Genomic DNA, 17,167 nt, shown 5'->3' with positions numbered 1-17,167 from the left:
GTCTTATTCCTCCATCACGCCGCGGCGACCCATCAGACCGCGCGGGCGGACCAGCAGGATCACGATGGCAACGACGTAGATGATGATCTGGTCGATACCGTAGATGATGCTTTTGATTTCATTCATGGAGGCGAGACTTTCGAGGATTCCCAGCAGGAACCCCGCCAGCACCGCGCCGGGCAGAGAGCCCATGCCGCCGACCACGACGACGACGAAGCTCAGCACCAGAAAGTCCATGCCCATGTGATAATTGGGTGAGTTGATCGGCGCATACATCACGCCCGCAAGCCCCGCCACGGCGGCGGCGATGCCGAACATGATGGTAAAGCGGCGGTCGATGTCGATGCCCAAAAGCCCAACGGTTTCGCGGTCTGCCATGCCGGCGCGGACAACCATGCCGAAGGTGGTGAATTGCAAGAAAGCAAAGACGGCGGCGATGATAACCGTGGAAAAGCCGAAATAGACCAGACGCCAGTAGGGGTAGGCCAGCGACGTGTCCAAGCCCAAGAGCGGCGCGAAGTCAAAGCTGCCTTTGAACACTTCGGGCGCGGGTGTGGGAATTGGGTTGGCACCGTAGAAATACTTGACCACTTCCTGCAGCACGATGGCGAGGCCAAAGGTCACAAGGATCTGATCTGCATGGGGACGTTTATAGAAATGCTTAATCAGCCCGCGTTCCATGATGAAGCCGATCAGCAGCATCACCGGGATCGCAAAGAGGATCGCCAGCGGCACCGACCAATCGATTATGGCCTGTCCCGTCTCCGTACCAAACCAATTCTCGACATAGGGGTTTTGACCTTGAGCGGGTTGCCCAGAAAATCTTTCTGGGTCTCGTCGATGGTATCGAAACTCAGCGTCAGTAGCCGTTGCAGCGTGACCGAGCAGAAGGCCCCGATCATGAACAGCGCCCCATGAGCGAAGTTAACCACGCCAAGCGTGCCGAAGATCAATGTGAGCCCAAGCGCGATCAGCGCATAGGCCGAGCCCTTGTCGAGCCCGTTAAGTATTTGCAGAAGAACAGCGTCCATGGACCCCACCTGTAAGGGATGCGTTCACATGAGGGCGCGCCCCATGTGGTGAGAAAAGGGGCGCGCGGCGCAAGGCCGATGCGCCCCCAAAGGTTCAGTGGATCAGGCGCCCGGGTTGCACTTGCCCAATTCGCCGCCGGCGAACATGGGGTGATCCGGGGCGTATTCGACCTGTGCACGCGGGGTGACCTCGACGATCTCCAGCGTGTCATATTCGTTGGTCGGGTTTTCCTTGCCTTTCATGACCAGCACGTCTTTGAAACACTGGTGGTCGTCGCCACGATACAGCACCGGACCGTTGCCCAGACCGTCGAACTCGAAATCTTCGAGCGCTTCAACGACACCGCAGGGGTTGAAGGTGCCCGCACGTTCCACCGCATCCGCATAGAGCAGCGTCTGCACGTAGCAGGTGTGTGCGGAGTTGGAAGGCGGACGGCCATATTTCTCACCAAAGGATTTCACAAAGGCTTTGGAGCCTTCATCCTGTAACTGCCAGTTCCAGTTCATCGAGCCGATAACACCTTGCACGTTGGCACCGGCACCCGCGGCCATAAGCTCGGAATAAAGCGGCACGACGATCTCGAATTTCTTGCCGTTCACTTCTTTGTCCAGCAGGCCGAACTGCACCGCGTTGGTGAGCGAGTTCACCATGTTTCCGCCGTAGTGGTTCAGCACCAGCACATCGGCACCGGAGTTCAGAACCGGCGCAATGTAGGAGCTGAAATCCGTGCTCGCCAGCGGCGTCAGCACGTTGTTCACGGTCTCCCAGCCCATCGCTTCGGTCGCGGCGGCGATGGATTCCTGCTGGGTCCAGCCCCATGTGTAGTCGGCTGTCAGATGGTACGCGCGGCGGTCCTCGCCGTAAGCGTTTTTCAGCACCGGCGCGAGGGCGGCGGCGGACATGTAACCGTTAAAGAAGTGACGGAAACCATTGGCCTTTTTGTCTTTGCCCGTGGTGTCGTTGGAGTGTGTCAGACCGGCCATGAAGATCACGCCCGCTTCCTGACACAGGCCCTGAACCGCCACGGCCACGCCTGAGGACGAGCCGCCGTTGATCATCACAGCGCCGTCTTTTTCGATCATCGCCTTGGCGGATGCGCGGGCGGCGTCGGATTTGGTCTGGGTGTCACCAGTGACATATTCGACCTTCTTGCCCAGAATGCCGTTCCCTTTCAGCGCCTTGGAGCTGAAGGTGTTCATCATGCCGCCGTCGCCCCCGCCATTAAGGTGCTCGACCGCAAGCTCTTGGGCGCGCAACTCGTCCAGCCCTTCTTCGGCATAGGGGCCGGTCTGGGGCACGTTAAAGCCCAGCGTGACCGTGCTGCCCGTGGGGGCATTGGTAAAGCCCGCGTGCGCCTCGGCGCGCAGATAGGTCGGCAGCGCCAACCCTGCACCGGCAACCGCGCCGGTCTGAATCAGCCCGCGGCGTGTCAGTTTCGTAAACGACATGAAGTCCTCCCATTTTTGTAAGTCGCGGCACCGGAACCTCCCCCGATGCCACAACACGCAATAGTGCAAAGAAACTATGGCGCGGAAACTGAAAACCGATCAATAAGGCGCTTGATCGAAACGATTTTTTTGTAAATATATTCGCAACCGTCCAGGGAGGTTTGTAAAGAATATGATGTTGCGCCGCAGAAAGACCTTGAAACAACGCATGAATTATCGGGCGGCGCGGTCCCATGCGTGAGGGGCTGACCGGCAGCCGCATCCGTGAGCGGCGCGTGATGGCGGGGCTGAAACAGGCCGAACTGGCACAACAAAGCGGGATCTCGGCCAGCTATCTGAACCTCATCGAACACAACCGGCGCAGAATCGGCGGGAAGCTGTTGCTCAATATCGCCCATGCGCTTGGTGTCGAGCCGCAGGCGTTGACCGAAGGGGCCGAAGCCGCGCTGATCGCCACACTGCGCGAAGCGGCAGAGGATGCAGCGCTTACCGGGCCCGAGAGTGACCGGGCGGATGAATTTGCCGGGCGGTTTCCGGGCTGGGCCAAGGTGCTTGCCAGCAGCCAGCGTCGCATCGCGGCCCTAGAGCAGACGGTTGAGGCGCTGTCTGACCGTTTGGCCCATGACCCGCAGCTTGCCACGTCGATGCATGAATTGCTGAGTACGGCCGCCGCCATCCGCTCGACCGCCTCTATCTTGGCAGAGACGGACAGTCTGCAACCCGAATGGCGCGACAGGTTTCACACGAATATCCACCAAGACAGCCGCCGCCTGTCCGACAGCGCGCAGGCGCTGGTCACCTATTTCGACAATGCCGCCGAGACCCGTGAGGTGGCCCATTCCCCGCAGGCGGAGGTGGAAACCTTCCTCGCCGCGCATGACTACCGCTTTGACCCGTTGGAGCAGGCCCGCGCCCCGCAAGAGGCAATCGCGGCGCTTGTGGCGCAGGCCGATGCGCTCAAGACCAAGGCCGCGCAGCATATCGCGACGGGGGTGTTGCAGCAGATCGCGCGGGACGCGGCGGCGTTGCCCTTGGCGCGTTTGGAGCGGACCGTTGAGGAGACGGGCCATGACCCAGCCGAATTGGCGCGCCGGTTGGACCAGCCGATGGGCCGGGTGCTGCGTCGCTTGGCCTCACTGCCCGATCTGGGCGCGGGGCTGGTGGTTTGTGACCGGTCGGGCAGTGTGACCTTTGCCAAGTCGATCGAAGGGTTCACCGTGCCGCGTTTTGGAGCCTGTTGCCCGCTTTGGCCTCTTTTTGCGGTGCAGGGCCAGCCGGGGCTGGTGGTGAAATCCCGCGTCATGCAGATGGGCCGGGGTCAGGCGCAGTTCGAAGCGATCGCGACCTGCGAGGTTCAAGCCGCTGCCGCCTACAATACGCCGCCCTTGAGCCAATCGGTCATGTTGCTTTTGCCGGTGCCATCAGGGGCGGCCCCCGCGCAGCCCGTGGGCGCAACCTGCCGCATTTGTCCGGTGGAAGGATGCCGCGCGCGGCGTGAGCCGTCGATCCTGCGCGACGGAATCTAGCAGGGGTTCAGGCAGTTTTTGACAGCGCTGCCAAACCGATGCATGCTCGCCCCGGTGCGCGTGACCCCGCAACAAGACGGGGCGAACGTACACCGAGGGGGAGATTTTTTGCCGATGAGCAAACTCGTAGTTCTGGTGGAGGACGAGGTGAATATCGCCGAGGCCATCCGCTTTTTGTTGGGCCAAGAGGGCTGGCGGGTGGAGACGCTGGCCAATGGATCGGGTGCGGTAGAGGTGATCCGCAAGGCATCGCCCGATTTGGTGATGCTGGATGTCATGCTGCCGGGCAAAAGCGGGTTTGAAATACTCGATGAGCTGCGCGGCGACCCGGCGATGGGGGAATTGCCGGTTCTGATGCTGACCGCGCGCGGCCAAAGCCGGGACCGCGCCATGGCCGAGAAGGCCGGGGTCAGCCGCTTTATGACCAAGCCGTTTTCGAACTCAGAGATGCTGGACGCGGTGCGCGACCTGATCGCCAGTTAACCCACCATGCCACGCCCTCCGATCTTTTTGGAAAAACGCGGCTACCGCCAGCGGCGCATGATGGATGCGGTGCGGTTGCTGCCGTTTCTGGGGCTGATGCTTTGGATGGTGCCGTTGCTGTGGCCCGTGCCAGAGATCCTGCCTGACGCCACCCTCGAACCCAGTGAGCCGACAATCGCGATGAGCGTGGCGCTGCGCTATCTCTTTGGGGTTTGGGCGTTGCTGATCTTGGCGACATGGGCGCTCTGGCGGCGCACGCGCGATGTGGCGTCGGACGGGGGTGCCGATACCAAAGACGGGCCGCGCTGATGGTGTCGCTCAACCAGTTGGTCGCGGTCTGTCTGATGTATGTCGCGGGGCTGTTCATCGTGGCCTTTGCCGCCGAACGCGCGGCCCTGCGCGGGCAGGGCGGCTGGCTGCTGCGCTCGCCGTTGGTCTATACCCTGTCGCTGTCGATCTATTGCACCGCTTGGACCTTTTATGGCGCGGTCGGCTATGCCGCGCGGTCGGGATTGGAATATGTGACGATCTACCTTGGCCCGTCGCTGGTGATGATCGGTTGGTGGTGGGGGCTGCGGCGTTTGGTGCGCATCGGACGAAGCCATCGTGTGACCTCTATCGCCGACCTGATTTCTTCGCGCTACGGCAAATCCAACACGCTGGCGATCGTGGTGACGGTCATGGCCGTGATCGGCGTAACGCCCTATATTGCGCTGCAATTGCAATCAGTTATCTTGTCTCTGTCGATTTTTGCCGCCCCCGATGTGCCGCTGGCCGAGGCGGGGGCGATGTCATCAACCGCGGGCAGGCCGCCCTGTGGGTGGCGGCGGGGCTGACGCTGTTTACGGTGCTTTTCGGCACACGGAACCTGAACGTGAACGAGCGGCACCACGGCGTTGTCATCGCCATCGCGGTGGAGGCTGTGGTCAAGCTGCTGGCGCTGGTGGCGGTCGGTATCTACGTGATCTGGGGTCTTGCCGGAGGCTTGGGTGAGACCTTGGCGCGGATCGATGCCTCGGCCATTGGCCAGTGGGAGGTGCAGGGCAGCCGTTGGGCCGCGCTGACGGTCCTTTCGGGGGCCGCGCTTTTGTGCCTGCCGCGCATGTTTCAGGTGATGGTCGTTGAGAATGACGACGAGCGCCAGTTGCAGATCGCCAGTTGGGCCTTCCCGCTTTATCTGATGCTGATGAGCCTTTTCGTCGTGCCAATCGCGGTTGTGGGGCTGGACTTGATGCCTGAAGGCGCGAACCCCGATCTGTTTGTCCTCAGTCTGCCGCTTAGCCAAGGGCAGAACGGGCTGGCGATGCTGTCCTTCTTGGGCGGTTTTTCCTCGGCCACGTCGATGGTGATCGTCGCCACGCTGGCGCTATCAACGATGGTCAGCAACCATATCGTCATGCCGATCTGGCTGGCCTTGCGGCGCGATGGGGCGACGCAATCGGGAGATGTGCGCAACATCGTGATCCTCGCGCGGCGGCTGTCGATCTTTTGCGTGGTGGGCTTGGGCTATCTTTACTACCGCGCCTCGGGCGGCAGTGGGGCGCTGGCGGCGATTGGCACGATCTCTTTCGGCGGGGTGGCGCAGTTTTTGCCAGCGATGCTGGGCGGCGTGCTCTGGCGCGGTGCCACGCGGGCAGGCGCGCTTTGTGGGCTGGGCACGGGTTTTGTGCTCTGGGTTTTCACCATGCTGCTGCCCAGTTTCGGCGCGGATGTGGCATTGTCGAGCGCGACCTTGGAGAGCGGGCTTTGGGGGCTGGCATGGCTGCGCCCCGAGGCGCTGTTCGGCATCGCCGGGATCGATCCGACCGTGCATGCGGTGGTCTGGAGCCTTGCGCTGAACACGCTGGTTTTTGTGGTCGTCTCACTTTTCAGTTTCCCCGCGCCGCTGGAGCGGCTTCAGGGCGCGCAATTCGTCAATGTCTTTGACCACTCCGGCCCGGCGCGGGGGTGGACGGCATCGGTCGCGGGCAGCGAAGACCTGATGATCATGGCGCAGCGGATCTTGGGCGCGCGGGAGGCGCAGGCGTTTTTCACCCGTGAGGCCGAGCGGCAGGGGCAGGGGCAACGCTTGCCGGAACCCACACCGCGATTCGTGCAGGCGTTGGAGCGGGAGTTGGCGGCTTCGGTCGGGGCGGCGACGGCCCATGCGATGGTGGCGCAGATCGTCGGCGGGGCGTCTGTTTCGGTGCAAGACCTGCTCGCCGTGGCCGACGAATCCGCGCAGATGTTGGAGTATTCCAGCCAGCTTGAAACCAAATCGCGCGAGTTGACCGAAACGGCGGCGCAGCTGCGCGCGGCGAATGAAAAGCTCACTCAACTGTCGCTGCAAAAGGACAGTTTTCTGAGCCAAATCAGCCATGAATTGCGCACGCCGATGACGTCGATCCGATCATTTTCGGAGATTCTACGCGACGCGCCGGGTCTCACGGACGCGGATAAGAATCGCTACGCCACGATCATCCACAGCGAGACGATCCGCCTGACCCGGCTCTTGGACGATCTGCTGGACCTGTCTGTGCTGGAGAACGGGCAGGTGACGCTGAACCAGCGGGAGGGCAAGCTGCGCGATCTGCTTGATCTGGCGGTGACCACTGCGCAGGCCGGGGCCACGCGACCGCTTAAAGTGCTGCGCGATCCGCAGGCTGAGGATATCACCCTGACCAGCGACCTCGACCGGCTGGTGCAGGTGTTCATCAACCTTGTTACCAATGCGCGCAAATACTGCGCTGCAGATCAGCCGCAACTGGTGATCTCGGCACAGGTCACGGCGCAGGGGCTGGTGATCGATTTCGTCGACAACGGCCACGGGATCGACGCGGGCTCAGAGGCGCTGATTTTCGAGAAATTTTCGCGCATCACCGGAGAGGGCGATGGCGCGGGGCTTGGCCTTGCCATCTGTCGCGAGATCATGTGCCGCTTGGGCGGCGAGATCAGCTTTTTGGGGAATGTGCCCGGCACGGCGTTCCGGGTGCAATTGCCGCAGAGCGTCCTGACACCGCCTGCAAAGGACACCGGCCCAGTAGTCGGCCCCGTGGTCGGGGCCGATACGCGGTCTTAGCTGTAGCTCTGGCCCAGCATCGGGCGCATGTTCTCAAGGTCATAGCCCCCTGACGCGCCGCTTCGATGATCGCGTCGCTGTCCATCTCCCCGGCCTGACCCAACGCCCAAGCGATGGTCGAACGGGTGCCAGAGGCGCAATAGGCCAGCACGGTGTCATCCGTTTCAACCCCAAGCGCGCGGTTGTTGGCAATGACATCGGGGGTCATGGTTTGATGGGTCAGCGGCTGTTCGGCAAAGGCGATGCCTGCGGCCTCGGCCGCCTCGCGCATGGCGGCGGCTTGGTGGCTGGGCGGCACTTCCGCATCGGGGCGGTTGCACAGAATGCGGGTGATGCCTTGGGCGCGCAGGTTTTCCATGTCATCGGGCTCGATCTGCGGGGCGACGAAATAGCGGGGGTGATTTGGCGAATATCCATGCGTCGATTTAAGCAGATGCAGCGGCCCTGTCCAGAGACGGCTAAGACCCGCCGCGACCGCCCGCCGATCAGCCGCCTCGATCAGCCCAGAGAGATGCCCAAAATCACCATCATCAGGCCGATGACGGATAGAAACAGCGCGCCCATGTTCAACGGCACCACTTTGCGCAATACAACGCGCATCGCCTCATCGTCCAGCTGCGCGCGTTTGGCACGGCTCACTTTGACGATGCACCAGCCAAGACCGAGCAATCCCAGAAGGGACAGACCCGCGCCGCCCCAGACCATGAGATCGAAAATAGATGTGTTTGCGCTTTCCATGGCGGCAGAGCTACGCCAAACCGCCAAGGGGGCAAGTCCCGCTTGCGGGCTGGGCATCCAGCCTGTAGTCACACCCGCCAGAGCCAGCCAATCCGTGAGGACTTTCCATGAGCGATACCAGCACCAACCCCGATGTCGTCGAATCCCAAGGCGATGCGACCTACCGGGTCACCGCCAATGAGCTGCGCCAGTTCGTCGAGCGGATCGAGCGTTTGGACGCCGAAAAGAAAGACCTCGCCGAGCAGCAAAAAGAGGTGATGTCCGAAGCGAAATCGCGTGGCTACGACACCAAAGTGCTGCGCAAGGTGATCGCCCTGCGCAAGCGTGACAAGGACGACATCGCCGAAGAAGAAGCGGTGATGGAGATGTATAAAGAAGCCTTGGGCATGTGAGCGCCCGGCCGCAGCGGAACTGAATTTTCCGCGCGGCCTTGAATGCCGGTCACCCGTGCCCATTTGCATCGGGCGTCTGCGCGGTCTCCGCGACGCCCGATGGTCTGAGACCGGTGAGTTTTTCTCGTGAACATTTTGTTTGTCCTTGGCGGTTTGCTGGGGCTCGTGCTCGGTGGTGAGTATCTGGTGCGCGGTGCGGTGGCGCTGGCGCAGCGGGTTGGGCTATCGCCACTGGTGATCGGTCTGACGGTCGTGGGGTTTGGCACTTCGGCGCCTGAATTGGTGACTTCTGTTCAGGCGGCTTTGCTGGGGGCACCGGACATCGCGCTTGGCAATGTCGTCGGGTCGAACATCGCGAATATTCTGCTGATTCTCGGCCTTGCCGCACTGATCGCGCCGATTGGCATCGCGCGGCGCAGCTTTGCGCGCGACGGGACAGTGATGCTGGCGGCAAGCTTGCTTTGTCTGGGCCTCGTGATGCTGGGCCGCATCGACCGGCTGGCGGGGATTTTGGCCCTCGTGGGGTTGGCGACCTATCTGATTTATACCTTTCGCAGTGATCGAAACAGCCAGCAGGCGGCGGAGCCTTTGCCGGATCAAGCACGGATCGGGCTGGCGTTATTGTGGTTGTTGGGTGGGCTGGTTCTAACCATCGTCTCGGCTCGCTTTTTGGTCACGGGATCGGTCGCCTTGGCGCAGGCCGTGGGGCTCTCTGAGGCGGTGATCGGGTTGACCATCGTGGCAGTGGGGACTTCGATGCCGGAATTGGTCACATCGGTCATCGCCGCCCGGCGCGGGCAGAGCGATGTGGCTTTGGGCAACGTGGTCGGCTCCAATATCTTTAACATCCTTGGTGTGCTGGGGGTCACGGCGGTGATCCAGCCGGTCAATGTGGCCGCTCAGATCGCCACACTCGACATCTGGGTGATGCTGGGGGCCAGCGTGGCGCTGATCGCCTGCGCGGCCTTTGGCGGGCGCGTGACGCGCGGTCAGGGGGCGACCTTTGCATTGGCCTATGCGGGCTATATTGCGGTGCTCTTGGTCTGAGGTCTGGGCGGGTTCCGCCGTGGGGGCGGGGGCGTTTTCTGCGGATGTGGTGCGATGGGCCGCGGACCCCCTTGCGCAGGCGGTTCAACCCCCATAGAAGGGCACAAATTTTCGCCCGCGCCCCCGCCGCGCGGCCTTACCCTATGGAGCACACATGCAGGTCAACGAGACGCTGAACGAAGGTCTGAAACGCGGTTACAACATCACCGTGACTGCCGCCGAACTCGAAGCCAAGGTCAACGAAAAGCTGGCCGAAGCGCAGCCCGAAGTCGAGATGAAGGGCTTCCGCAAGGGCAAGGTTCCCATGGCGCTGTTGAAAAAGCAGTTCGGCCAGCGGATCATGGGCGAAGCGATGCAGGAAAGCATCGATGGCGCCATGGCAGAGCATTTTGAGACGTCCGGCGACCGCCCCGCGATGCAGCCCGAGGTCAAAATGACCAATGAGGACTGGAAAGAAGGCGACGACGTCGAAGTCTCCATGGCTTACGAAAAGCTGCCCGAAATTCCCGAGGTTGATCTGAGCAAGATCGAACTGGAAAAGATGGTGGTCAAGGCCGATGACGCCGCCGTCGAAGAAGCCCTGGCAAGCCTTGCCGAAACCGCACAAGACTTCAAAGCCCGCAAAGAGGGCGCCAAGGCGGAAGATGGCGATCAGGTTGTGATCGACTTCAAAGGCTCCGTCGACGGTGAAGAATTCGAAGGTGGCGCTGCCGAAGATTACCCGCTGGTTCTGGGTTCTAACTCCTTCATCCCCGGCTTCGAAGAGCAGCTGGTCGGCGTTAAGGCGGGCGAAGAAAAGTCCGTCGTCGTGAACTTCCCCGAAGAGTATCAGGCCGAGCATCTGGCCGGTAAGGAAGCGACCTTCGCTTGCACCGTCAAAGAAGTGAAAGAGCCCGTCGCTGCTGAAGTGAACGACGAGATGGCAAAGAAATTCGGTGCCGAGGATCTCGACGCGCTGAAAGGTCAGATCGCCGAGCGTCTGGAAGCGGAATACGCCGGTGCCTCGCGCGCCGTGATGAAGCGTAACCTGCTGGACGCGCTGGACAAAGAAGTAAGCTTTGACCTGCCGCCCTCGCTGGTTGACGCCGAAGCAAAGCAGATTGCACATCAGCTGTGGCACGAGGAAAACCCTGACGTAGAAGGCCACGATCACCCCGAGATCGAGCCCTCAGACGAGCACAAGACACTGGCCGAGCGCCGTGTGCGTCTTGGCCTGCTGCTGGCCGAACTGGGCCAGAAGGCCGACGTTCAGGTGACAGACGCCGAGATGACCCAAGCGATCATGAACCAGGCGCGTCAGTACCCGGGTCAAGAGCGCCAGTTCTTTGAATTCGTTCAGCAAAACCAACAGATGCAGCAGCAGATGCGCGCGCCGATCTTTGAGGACAAGGTTGTCGATCACGTGGTCGAACAGGCCAAAGTGACCGAGAAAGAAATCTCGAAAGAAGAGCTGCAGAAGGCTGTTGAGGAACTGGAAGACGAATAAGTCTTACCGGATCGGATTACGGGGCAGGGGCGACGGGCGACCGTCGCCCTTGTTTCGTTTGGGGGTGTTGTTGTTGAAATGGGCCGTCCGGCGGGATGGCGGGCATCACCCTCAGTTGCAGAGGGCGGTTTCGCTATGTCCAAACTTGGCAGTGGTGAGAGTCGGTTTGCTGGCCTTCTTGCCGCCTCCAATGACTGAGCCAGAAGGTTTACCGAACCTTGGCAGGAACATCAGCCACGGATCACAGATGTCCCGCCCCGGTGGTACACCGGGCATCGCTTTCCCTCCGGAGGGCGATTTTGCAACGTCAGATGGTTGGCGCGTTAGCGGTTTCGGCATATTACCGGGGAACCCAAGCGTAGCAACGCCCCACGGGGAGGGTGATGCCCTCTGTGGCAACATCGAAACTTAAGTGGCGGCGGAGAGAGGCGGCCTGCTATAGTCCGCCCCCCAACTCGTACAGCTTACAACGTGATCCGGAACTGGGCGAAGCCGTTTTCCGTATCGCCGACCTGTTCCATCGCCACGCCGGTCACCTCATCCACGTAATCCGCGGCCTTCGGTCCGGTTTCGAACATCACGCTGGTGCCCTCCATGGGGGCAAAGCGCCAGTTGCCATCGGCGCGGGGGCTGATGGTGCCTTTTTCGACGATATAGCGCACAATCACGTCGCGGTTGGTGTCGGGGCCTTCAAAGACGATGGTATCGCCCTTCGCGCCGGGGAATGCGCCGCCACCGCTGGCGCGGTAGTTGTTGGTGGCGATGATAAATTCGGCGTTGGGATCAAGCGGTTGCCCTTCGAACTCAAGGTTCACGATCCGGTTCGCCTCAGAGTCCGCCACGGTTCCCTTGGGGCCGAATTTGGACGGCTGGCTGAGGTCGATCTGATAGCTTACGCCGTCGATCACATCGAAGTTGTAGCTGGGGAACTCTGGGTTCAGCAGCGGCTGGTTGGCCTCGCCGGGGGTGATCTGGTTGAACATGCCCGCTGACCGCTCAAGCCAATCCTTCACCTGCGCACCGGTGACGCGCACGGCGCGGGCGGTGTTGGGATAGAGGTAGAGGTCAGCCACATTCTTGATCGCCACATCACCCTTGGGGACATCGGTGTAATACTCTGGCCCGCCCCGGCCACCGGCCTTGAAGGGGGCGGCGGCAGACAGGATCGGCAGCCCCTCATGCTCGGTCCCTTTCAGCATCTGTGCGATGTACCAGCGCTGCGCGTTTGAGACGACCTGCACCGACGGATCATCGGCCACCAGCGCGAAATAGCTGTGTAGATTGGCGTCGGTCTTGCCCACGGCGCGGCGGACATAGGCGAGCGTTTCGTCGTGGTCTTGCTGAACCGAGGCCAGAACCTCTGCGTCGCTTTCCACCAGCGGCATGACCGAGCGGTCTTCGTTGCGCTGCGAAATGGCCCGCGCCTCGGCGCTGTGGCTGGCGATGCGCCAACCGCCCGCGTCGCGTTCCAACATCAGGTCGATAAGGCCCAGATGGCTGCCCCAGAAGCCGCCCATGGTGGCGGGCTTGCCGTGGATCGTGCCGGCGCTCACATCCACGCCGGGATAGTCCGCATAGCTGCCCGAGGGGAAGACGAGGTGGCTGTGCCCGGTCATGATGGCGTCGATCCCGTCAACGGCGGCGAGGGGGACGGAAGCGTTCTCCATCATGTCTTCTTCTTTGGCGGCCCCAATGCCCGAATGCGACAGCGCGATGATGATATCGGCGCCAGCCTCTTTCATCTGCGGCACCCAAGCGCGGGCGGTCTCGAGGATGTCGCGCGCCTGCACTTTGCCTTCGAGATGGCGGCGGTCCCATGCCATGATCTGCGGCGGGACAAAGCCGATGATGCCGATCTTGATTGGATGGGCCTCGCCCGCGCCATCGGTCAACATTCGGTCCAGTAAGACATAGGGTTTGACCAGCGTGTCATCGTCACTGGGCTTGGCCCCGACCTTTTTGACGACATTGGCGCTGACCACCGGGAAGTCGGCCCCGGCGAGGGATTTCATCAAGAAATCAAGCCCGTAGTTGAATTCATGATTGCCCAAGGTCGAGGCGTCAAAGCCAAGCGTATTCATCGCTTGGATCACCGGATGCATGTCGCCTTCTTTCATGCCGCGCTCATAGGCGATGTAGTCGCCCATCGGGTTGCCCTGCAGGAAGTCGCCGTTGTCGAGCATCAGCGTATTGGTCGCCTCGGCGCGGATCGACTTGACGATGCTGGCGGTGCGGGAAAGCCCGACGGTGTCGACCTCTTTGTCGGCGTAATAGTCATAGGGAAAGACATGCACATGCAGATCCGTCGTCTCCATCAGTCGCAGGTGCGCTTGATTGGCGGCAGCGCGGAGAGAGAAGGGGTGAAGGGCCAGCAGTCCGGCAGAGCCGGCGAGAAAGTGACGGCGGTTGAGGCGGAGGGTCATGCGGCGTTCCTTCTTAACGTGATTAACACCTACCTGCGGCGAAGCGAGAGGCCGCGCAAGCCTAAAAATTAATCACCCGCCCCTCAGGCCGGTTTCCACCAGCATACCGCGTTTCTTGGCTTCGTAATAATAGCCGCGGGCGTACCACTTGATGGCGGTGCCGTGGTCTCCGTCGGACAAAAGCCAAGCGCCGCGCAGGTATTTCAGGGCGTATTTCAGATTGGTGTCGGCGTCCAAAAGGTCAGACGCGCTGCCTTGGAACCCCATGGAGCGGGCGGTGGCGGGCAGGATTTGCAGCAGGCCGTAATATGGGCCGTTGCGGGCGCGCGGGTTATGGGTGCTTTCGCGGATGGCCAGACGATGAACCAGAGGGCGCGGCAGATCGTAGAAGTCGGCCCAGTGGTTGATCTTGCGCCGCAGGTCGGGTGTCTCATTCGGGTGCAGGGGCAGGGCCGGGCGCTGCGGGGGCGTGGGGGAGACTTCGGGCGCAGCGCTGCACGCGGTGATCGTACTGGCAGCGATGAAAGAGAGAAACATGCGGCGTGTTGTCTGAGGCATGATGCACCGAGGCTTGTTATATCGGCGCGAAGATCACCGCTGCGGGCCTTTCGGGCAAGCGGGTCGGCAAAACATACGCGGCCCCTTGCCCAGCGGTTGGGGCGCAAAGCGCGGCTTTCCGCCACGCTTAGACGTCGGCGACGATTTCGCCTTTCATTTCACCGGTCATGCGGGTCTGATCTTCGCGCTTCACCGAGCGGCGAACCTCGTCGATCTTGAGTTCGGCAGCGTCGCGCGTGGCCTTGTCGGGCCATTCGGTGATTGCGGCACTGGTGCGCTCAGAGGTGCGGACCACGGTAACGCGGCTAGCGCCAAAGCTTTTGAGGGCGGGCAGGCGCTTTTCTTCGATGGCGCGTAGGGCCACGTCGTAATCCGCCCCGTCGGCGATCTCCCAGGTGGTGATGGTGATGTAACGCATGTGTCATCCTCCATGCTGAATGGAGGTAGCATAGCACAGAATGGACTGTTTTTACAGGATTTCGCGCGAGAGGTGCAGACGGGCCTTGCGACAGGCTAGCGCATAAAAAAACGCCGCGCGGAAAGCCGCGCGGCGTTTCATGTCAAATCGGGTCGGATCAGCTGTTGCTGTCGTCCTGCGCGTCGCCCTCAGGGGTGCGCACCACGTCCGAGTCGCCGTCTTCGTCAGCGGCAGAGCCGATGTCGTCGAAGAGTTCGGAGATCTCGAATTCAGCTGCGGCTTCCTCTTCGGCGGCCAGTTCCTGAATCGATTTGCCCGACGCCTGAAGCTCGGCCTCTTCGGGCGAACGTGCAACGTTCAGCTCGATTGTGGCGGTCACTTCGGGGTGCAGAACAACCTGAACTTCGTGGACACCCAGATCTTTGATGGGCTGCCCCAGAACAACCTGCTTGCGATCGACCGAGAAACCTTCGGCTGTTGCAGCTTCGGCGGCGTCACGTGTGGTGACAGAGCCATAAAGCGCGCCAGCGTCGGAAGCAGAGCGAATCACGACGAATTGCTGACCGTTCAGCTTTTCCGACATGGCTTCGGCTTCTTTTTTGGTCTCGAGGTTTTGCGCCTCAAGTTGGGCTTTCTGACCTTCGAAGGCTTCGACGTTGGCCTTGGAGGCCGACAGCGCCTTGCCTTGGGGCAGAAGGTAGTTGCGAGCGTAGCCCGACTTCACGTCGACGACTTCGCCCATCTGGCCCAGTTTGGCCACACGTTCCAGAAGGATAACTTGCATGTGCTCTCTCCTTACTTAACGGCGTAGGGCAGCAGGGCGAGGAAACGAGCGCGTTTGATGGCACGGGCCAGTTCGCGTTGCTTCTTGGCCGATACGGCGGTGATACGGGAAGGAACGATCTTGCCACGCTCAGAGATGTAGCGTTGCAGCAGACGTGTGTCCTTGTAGTCAATCGCAGGTGCGTTGTCGCCCGAGAAAGGGCACACTTTACGACGACGGAAAAATGGTTTTGCAGCCATGATTTAAGTCCTTTTCTTCAAGCGTTGATCAACGGCGTTCGCGGCGGTCGGGCCGCTCGTCACGCTTTTGCATCTGTACGGACGGCAGTTCTTTGTGCTCATCAACTTTGATGGTCAGAACGCGCATCACGTCATCATGCAGGCGCATCAGGCGTTCCATTTCCTGCACGGCGGTCGCAGGGGCGTCCGAACGCAGGAAGGCATAGTGGCCCTTGCGGTTTTTGTTGATCTTGTAGGCCATCGTTTTGACGCCCCAGTACTCGCTGTCGACGAGCTTGCCGTCGTTGTCCGCGAGGACGGTGCCAAAGTGTTCGATGAGGCCTTCTGCTTGCGTGTTGGACAGGTCCTGACGCGCAATCATAACATGCTCATATAGCGGCATGTGCACTCCTATATTTATATCAAGGCGCATTTCATAGGCGGGGCAAAATCCTTGCGACCCCACCACGAGAGTCTGCGCGGTTCATATGCTTTGCAAGGAAGCGCCCGTATACACGGTTTGCGCCGCACGGCAAGCCCCAAGCGCCTGCGGCAAGGCTTGTTCGGCTGGGGCGCAGAGGATACATCAGGCAAAACGCATAAGAGAGGCCGCAACCATGAGCATTGCATTCGTTTTCCCGGGCCAGGGTGCCCAGACCATCGGCATGGGCCGCGATCTGGCCGAAGCCTATCCTGAAGCCCGCGCCGTTTTCCAAGAAGTCGATGACGCCCTTGGCGAAAAACTGTCTGACCTGATCTGGGAGGGGGACATCGAGACGCTGACCCTCACACAGAACGCCCAGCCTGCGTTGATGGCCACGTCGATGGCGGCGATGGCCGCGCTGAAGGCCGAAGGGATCGAGGTTGGCAAAGCGGCCTTTGTGGCGGGCCATAGTCTTGGCGAATATTCCGCGCTTTGCGCCGCAGGGTCGCTGTCGCTAGCCGACACCGCACGGCTGCTCCGCATTCGCGGCAAGGCGATGCAGGCCGCTGTCCCAGTGGGTGAGGGGGCCATGGCGGCGATCCTTGGCCTTGGCATCGAAGAGACCGAGAAACTGGCCGAAGCCGCCGCCGAAGGCGAGGTCTGTCAGGTCGCCAATGAGAACGACCCCAGCCAGAACGTATTGTCGGGCCACAAAGCCGCAGTGGAACGTGCCGTGGCCATGGCCAAGGATGCTGGCGCCAAACGCGCGTTGCTGCTGCCGGTCTCTGCGCCTTTCCATTGCCCGTTGATGGGGCCTGCGGCGGATGAGATGGCGCGCGCTTTGGGTGAGGTTACGTTTAATGATCCCGTCGTGCCGCTGGTCGCCAATGTCACTGCGCAGGCCGTCACCGATGCCGCGAAGATCTGCGAGTTGCTGGTCGAGCAGGTCACAGGCCGGGTGCGCTGGCGGTCTTCGGTTGAGTGGATGGCCGCGCAGGGCGTGACCGAAGCATGGGAGATCGGCGCGGGCAAGGCGCTGTCGGGCATGATCCGCCGGATCGACAAATCCGTCGCCACCCGCAGCATCGGCACGCCGGATGAGGTCACAGCCGCGAAAGAGGCGTAACGCCCC

16 protein-coding genes and 2 pseudogenes are annotated in these 17,167 nt (G+C 61.5%); 8 read left to right on the top strand and 10 right to left on the bottom strand.

Features of this window, described 5'->3' with window-relative positions; translation table 11 throughout:
• Positions 1 to 3 precede the first annotated feature (3 nt).
• Both ACFQAU_RS17425 and ACFQAU_RS17420 read right to left on the bottom strand, forming a co-directional pair.
• A pseudogene (locus ACFQAU_RS17425) lies at positions 4 to 1,031 on the bottom strand (branched-chain amino acid ABC transporter permease).
• Between the two features lie 102 nt (positions 1,032 to 1,133).
• The gene (locus ACFQAU_RS17420) at positions 1,134 to 2,480 is read right to left on the bottom strand and encodes a substrate-binding protein (protein ID WP_067628327.1); all 1,347 of its coding nucleotides are present in this window, start codon (positions 2,478 to 2,480) and stop codon (positions 1,134 to 1,136) included.
• A gap of 233 nt (positions 2,481 to 2,713) precedes the next feature.
• Between ACFQAU_RS17420 and ACFQAU_RS17415 the strand changes: the two genes are divergently transcribed.
• From ACFQAU_RS17415 to ACFQAU_RS17400, 4 genes and pseudogenes are all read left to right on the top strand, one after another.
• On the top strand, positions 2,714 to 4,006 hold the full coding sequence (locus tag ACFQAU_RS17415) for a helix-turn-helix domain-containing protein (protein ID WP_132443569.1): 1,293 nt from the start codon (positions 2,714 to 2,716) through the stop codon (positions 4,004 to 4,006).
• A gap of 114 nt (positions 4,007 to 4,120) precedes the next feature.
• A complete protein-coding gene (locus tag ACFQAU_RS17410) occupies positions 4,121 to 4,489 on the top strand; it encodes a response regulator transcription factor (RefSeq protein ID WP_067628389.1) in 369 nt (122 codons plus the stop codon).
• Positions 4,490 to 4,495: 6 nt separating this feature from the next.
• On the top strand, positions 4,496 to 4,798 hold the full coding sequence (locus ACFQAU_RS17405; RefSeq protein WP_132443568.1) for a hypothetical protein: 303 nt from the start codon (positions 4,496 to 4,498) through the stop codon (positions 4,796 to 4,798).
• Positions 4,798 to 7,469, top strand: a pseudogene (locus tag ACFQAU_RS17400) (ATP-binding protein); the annotation flags it as partial. The gene ACFQAU_RS17405 and the pseudogene ACFQAU_RS17400, both read left to right, overlap by 1 nt.
• Here the strand turns inward: ACFQAU_RS17400 and ACFQAU_RS17395 are convergent.
• The gene (locus ACFQAU_RS17395) at positions 7,420 to 7,905 is read right to left on the bottom strand and encodes a TIGR01244 family sulfur transferase (RefSeq protein ID WP_386283687.1); all 486 of its coding nucleotides are present in this window, start codon (positions 7,903 to 7,905) and stop codon (positions 7,420 to 7,422) included. The pseudogene ACFQAU_RS17400 and the gene ACFQAU_RS17395 sit on opposite strands and share 50 nt — an antisense overlap.
• Before the next feature lie 140 nt (positions 7,906 to 8,045).
• Positions 8,046 to 8,285 (bottom strand): hypothetical protein, encoded by a 240-nt coding sequence (locus tag ACFQAU_RS17390; RefSeq protein ID WP_205570913.1) that lies wholly within the window; start codon positions 8,283 to 8,285, stop codon positions 8,046 to 8,048.
• 107 nt (positions 8,286 to 8,392) lie between these two features.
• Here ACFQAU_RS17390 and ACFQAU_RS17385 point away from each other — a divergent pair, with 107 nt between their 5' ends.
• The 3 genes from ACFQAU_RS17385 (at position 8,393) to tig (ending at position 11,210) form a co-directional block, all read left to right on the top strand.
• Entirely contained in the window at positions 8,393 to 8,677 is a 285-nt protein-coding gene (locus tag ACFQAU_RS17385) for a DUF2312 domain-containing protein (protein WP_067938722.1), read from the top strand.
• A 126-nt stretch (positions 8,678 to 8,803) separates the two neighbouring features.
• On the top strand, positions 8,804 to 9,724 hold the full coding sequence (locus ACFQAU_RS17380) for a calcium/sodium antiporter (protein WP_132443566.1): 921 nt from the start codon (positions 8,804 to 8,806) through the stop codon (positions 9,722 to 9,724).
• A gap of 154 nt (positions 9,725 to 9,878) precedes the next feature.
• Entirely contained in the window at positions 9,879 to 11,210 is a 1,332-nt protein-coding gene (gene tig, locus ACFQAU_RS17375) for a trigger factor (RefSeq protein ID WP_120350861.1), read from the top strand.
• Between the two features lie 464 nt (positions 11,211 to 11,674).
• Here the strand turns inward: tig and ACFQAU_RS17370 are convergent, their stop codons facing one another.
• The 6 genes from ACFQAU_RS17370 to rpsF all read right to left on the bottom strand — a co-directional run bounded on the left by ACFQAU_RS17370 (position 11,675) and on the right by rpsF (position 16,014).
• Positions 11,675 to 13,633 (bottom strand): bifunctional 2',3'-cyclic-nucleotide 2'-phosphodiesterase/3'-nucleotidase, encoded by a 1,959-nt coding sequence (locus ACFQAU_RS17370; RefSeq protein ID WP_132443565.1) that lies wholly within the window; start codon positions 13,631 to 13,633, stop codon positions 11,675 to 11,677.
• Positions 13,634 to 13,705: 72 nt separating this feature from the next.
• The gene (locus ACFQAU_RS17365) at positions 13,706 to 14,191 is read right to left on the bottom strand and encodes a lytic transglycosylase domain-containing protein (RefSeq protein WP_240791532.1); all 486 of its coding nucleotides are present in this window, start codon (positions 14,189 to 14,191) and stop codon (positions 13,706 to 13,708) included.
• Positions 14,192 to 14,318: 127 nt separating this feature from the next.
• Positions 14,319 to 14,609 carry a hypothetical protein gene (locus ACFQAU_RS17360; RefSeq protein ID WP_067626666.1) on the bottom strand — a complete coding sequence of 97 codons (291 nt, stop codon included), beginning with the start codon at positions 14,607 to 14,609 and terminating at the stop codon, positions 14,319 to 14,321.
• Between the two features lie 157 nt (positions 14,610 to 14,766).
• On the bottom strand, positions 14,767 to 15,393 hold the full coding sequence (rplI, locus tag ACFQAU_RS17355; RefSeq protein ID WP_120350864.1) for a 50S ribosomal protein L9: 627 nt from the start codon (positions 15,391 to 15,393) through the stop codon (positions 14,767 to 14,769).
• Positions 15,394 to 15,404: 11 nt separating this feature from the next.
• Positions 15,405 to 15,632, bottom strand: coding sequence for a 30S ribosomal protein S18 (rpsR, locus tag ACFQAU_RS17350; RefSeq protein WP_005852865.1), 228 nt, complete (start codon positions 15,630 to 15,632; stop codon positions 15,405 to 15,407).
• A 28-nt stretch (positions 15,633 to 15,660) separates the two neighbouring features.
• Positions 15,661 to 16,014: a 30S ribosomal protein S6 gene (gene rpsF, locus ACFQAU_RS17345; RefSeq protein ID WP_007119975.1), complete on the bottom strand. Its 354-nt coding sequence runs from the start codon at positions 16,012 to 16,014 to the stop codon at positions 15,661 to 15,663.
• Between the two features lie 214 nt (positions 16,015 to 16,228).
• Here rpsF and fabD point away from each other — a divergent pair, with 214 nt between their 5' ends.
• Positions 16,229 to 17,161, top strand: a complete 933-nt coding sequence (fabD, locus tag ACFQAU_RS17340; RefSeq protein WP_386283675.1) for an ACP S-malonyltransferase — start codon at positions 16,229 to 16,231, stop codon at positions 17,159 to 17,161.
• Positions 17,162 to 17,167 lie beyond the last annotated feature (6 nt).

The sequence above is a fragment of the Sulfitobacter profundi genome (assembly GCF_042661425.1).
In the GTDB taxonomy this organism is placed as follows: Bacteria; Pseudomonadota; Alphaproteobacteria; order Rhodobacterales; family Rhodobacteraceae; genus Sulfitobacter; species Sulfitobacter profundi.
The sequence above is the reverse complement of the archived record's forward strand: the minus strand, read 5'-3'. Positions and strand labels throughout refer to the sequence as shown.

Excerpts from the sequence above, each read along its gene's own strand:
- ACFQAU_RS17420 (WP_067628327.1), bottom strand. The coding sequence starts at position 2,480 with ATGTCGTTTACGAAACTGACACGCCGCGGGCTGATTCAGACCGGCGCG.
- ACFQAU_RS17415 (WP_132443569.1), top strand. The coding sequence starts at position 2,714 with ATGCGTGAGGGGCTGACCGGCAGCCGCATCCGTGAGCGGCGCGTGATG.
- ACFQAU_RS17410 (WP_067628389.1), top strand. The coding sequence starts at position 4,121 with ATGAGCAAACTCGTAGTTCTGGTGGAGGACGAGGTGAATATCGCCGAG.
- ACFQAU_RS17405 (WP_132443568.1), top strand. The coding sequence starts at position 4,496 with ATGCCACGCCCTCCGATCTTTTTGGAAAAACGCGGCTACCGCCAGCGG.
- ACFQAU_RS17395 (WP_386283687.1), bottom strand. The coding sequence starts at position 7,905 with ATGGAAAACCTGCGCGCCCAAGGCATCACCCGCATTCTGTGCAACCGC.
- ACFQAU_RS17390 (WP_205570913.1), bottom strand. The coding sequence starts at position 8,285 with ATGGAAAGCGCAAACACATCTATTTTCGATCTCATGGTCTGGGGCGGC.
- ACFQAU_RS17385 (WP_067938722.1), top strand. The coding sequence starts at position 8,393 with ATGAGCGATACCAGCACCAACCCCGATGTCGTCGAATCCCAAGGCGAT.
- tig (WP_120350861.1), top strand. The coding sequence starts at position 9,879 with ATGCAGGTCAACGAGACGCTGAACGAAGGTCTGAAACGCGGTTACAAC.
- ACFQAU_RS17370 (WP_132443565.1), bottom strand. The coding sequence starts at position 13,633 with ATGACCCTCCGCCTCAACCGCCGTCACTTTCTCGCCGGCTCTGCCGGA.
- ACFQAU_RS17365 (WP_240791532.1), bottom strand. The coding sequence starts at position 14,191 with ATGCCTCAGACAACACGCCGCATGTTTCTCTCTTTCATCGCTGCCAGT.
- ACFQAU_RS17360 (WP_067626666.1), bottom strand. The coding sequence starts at position 14,609 with ATGCGTTACATCACCATCACCACCTGGGAGATCGCCGACGGGGCGGAT.
- rplI (WP_120350864.1), bottom strand. The coding sequence starts at position 15,393 with ATGCAAGTTATCCTTCTGGAACGTGTGGCCAAACTGGGCCAGATGGGC.
- rpsR (WP_005852865.1), bottom strand. The coding sequence starts at position 15,632 with ATGGCTGCAAAACCATTTTTCCGTCGTCGTAAAGTGTGCCCTTTCTCG.
- rpsF (WP_007119975.1), bottom strand. The coding sequence starts at position 16,014 with ATGCCGCTATATGAGCATGTTATGATTGCGCGTCAGGACCTGTCCAAC.
- fabD (WP_386283675.1), top strand. The coding sequence starts at position 16,229 with ATGAGCATTGCATTCGTTTTCCCGGGCCAGGGTGCCCAGACCATCGGC.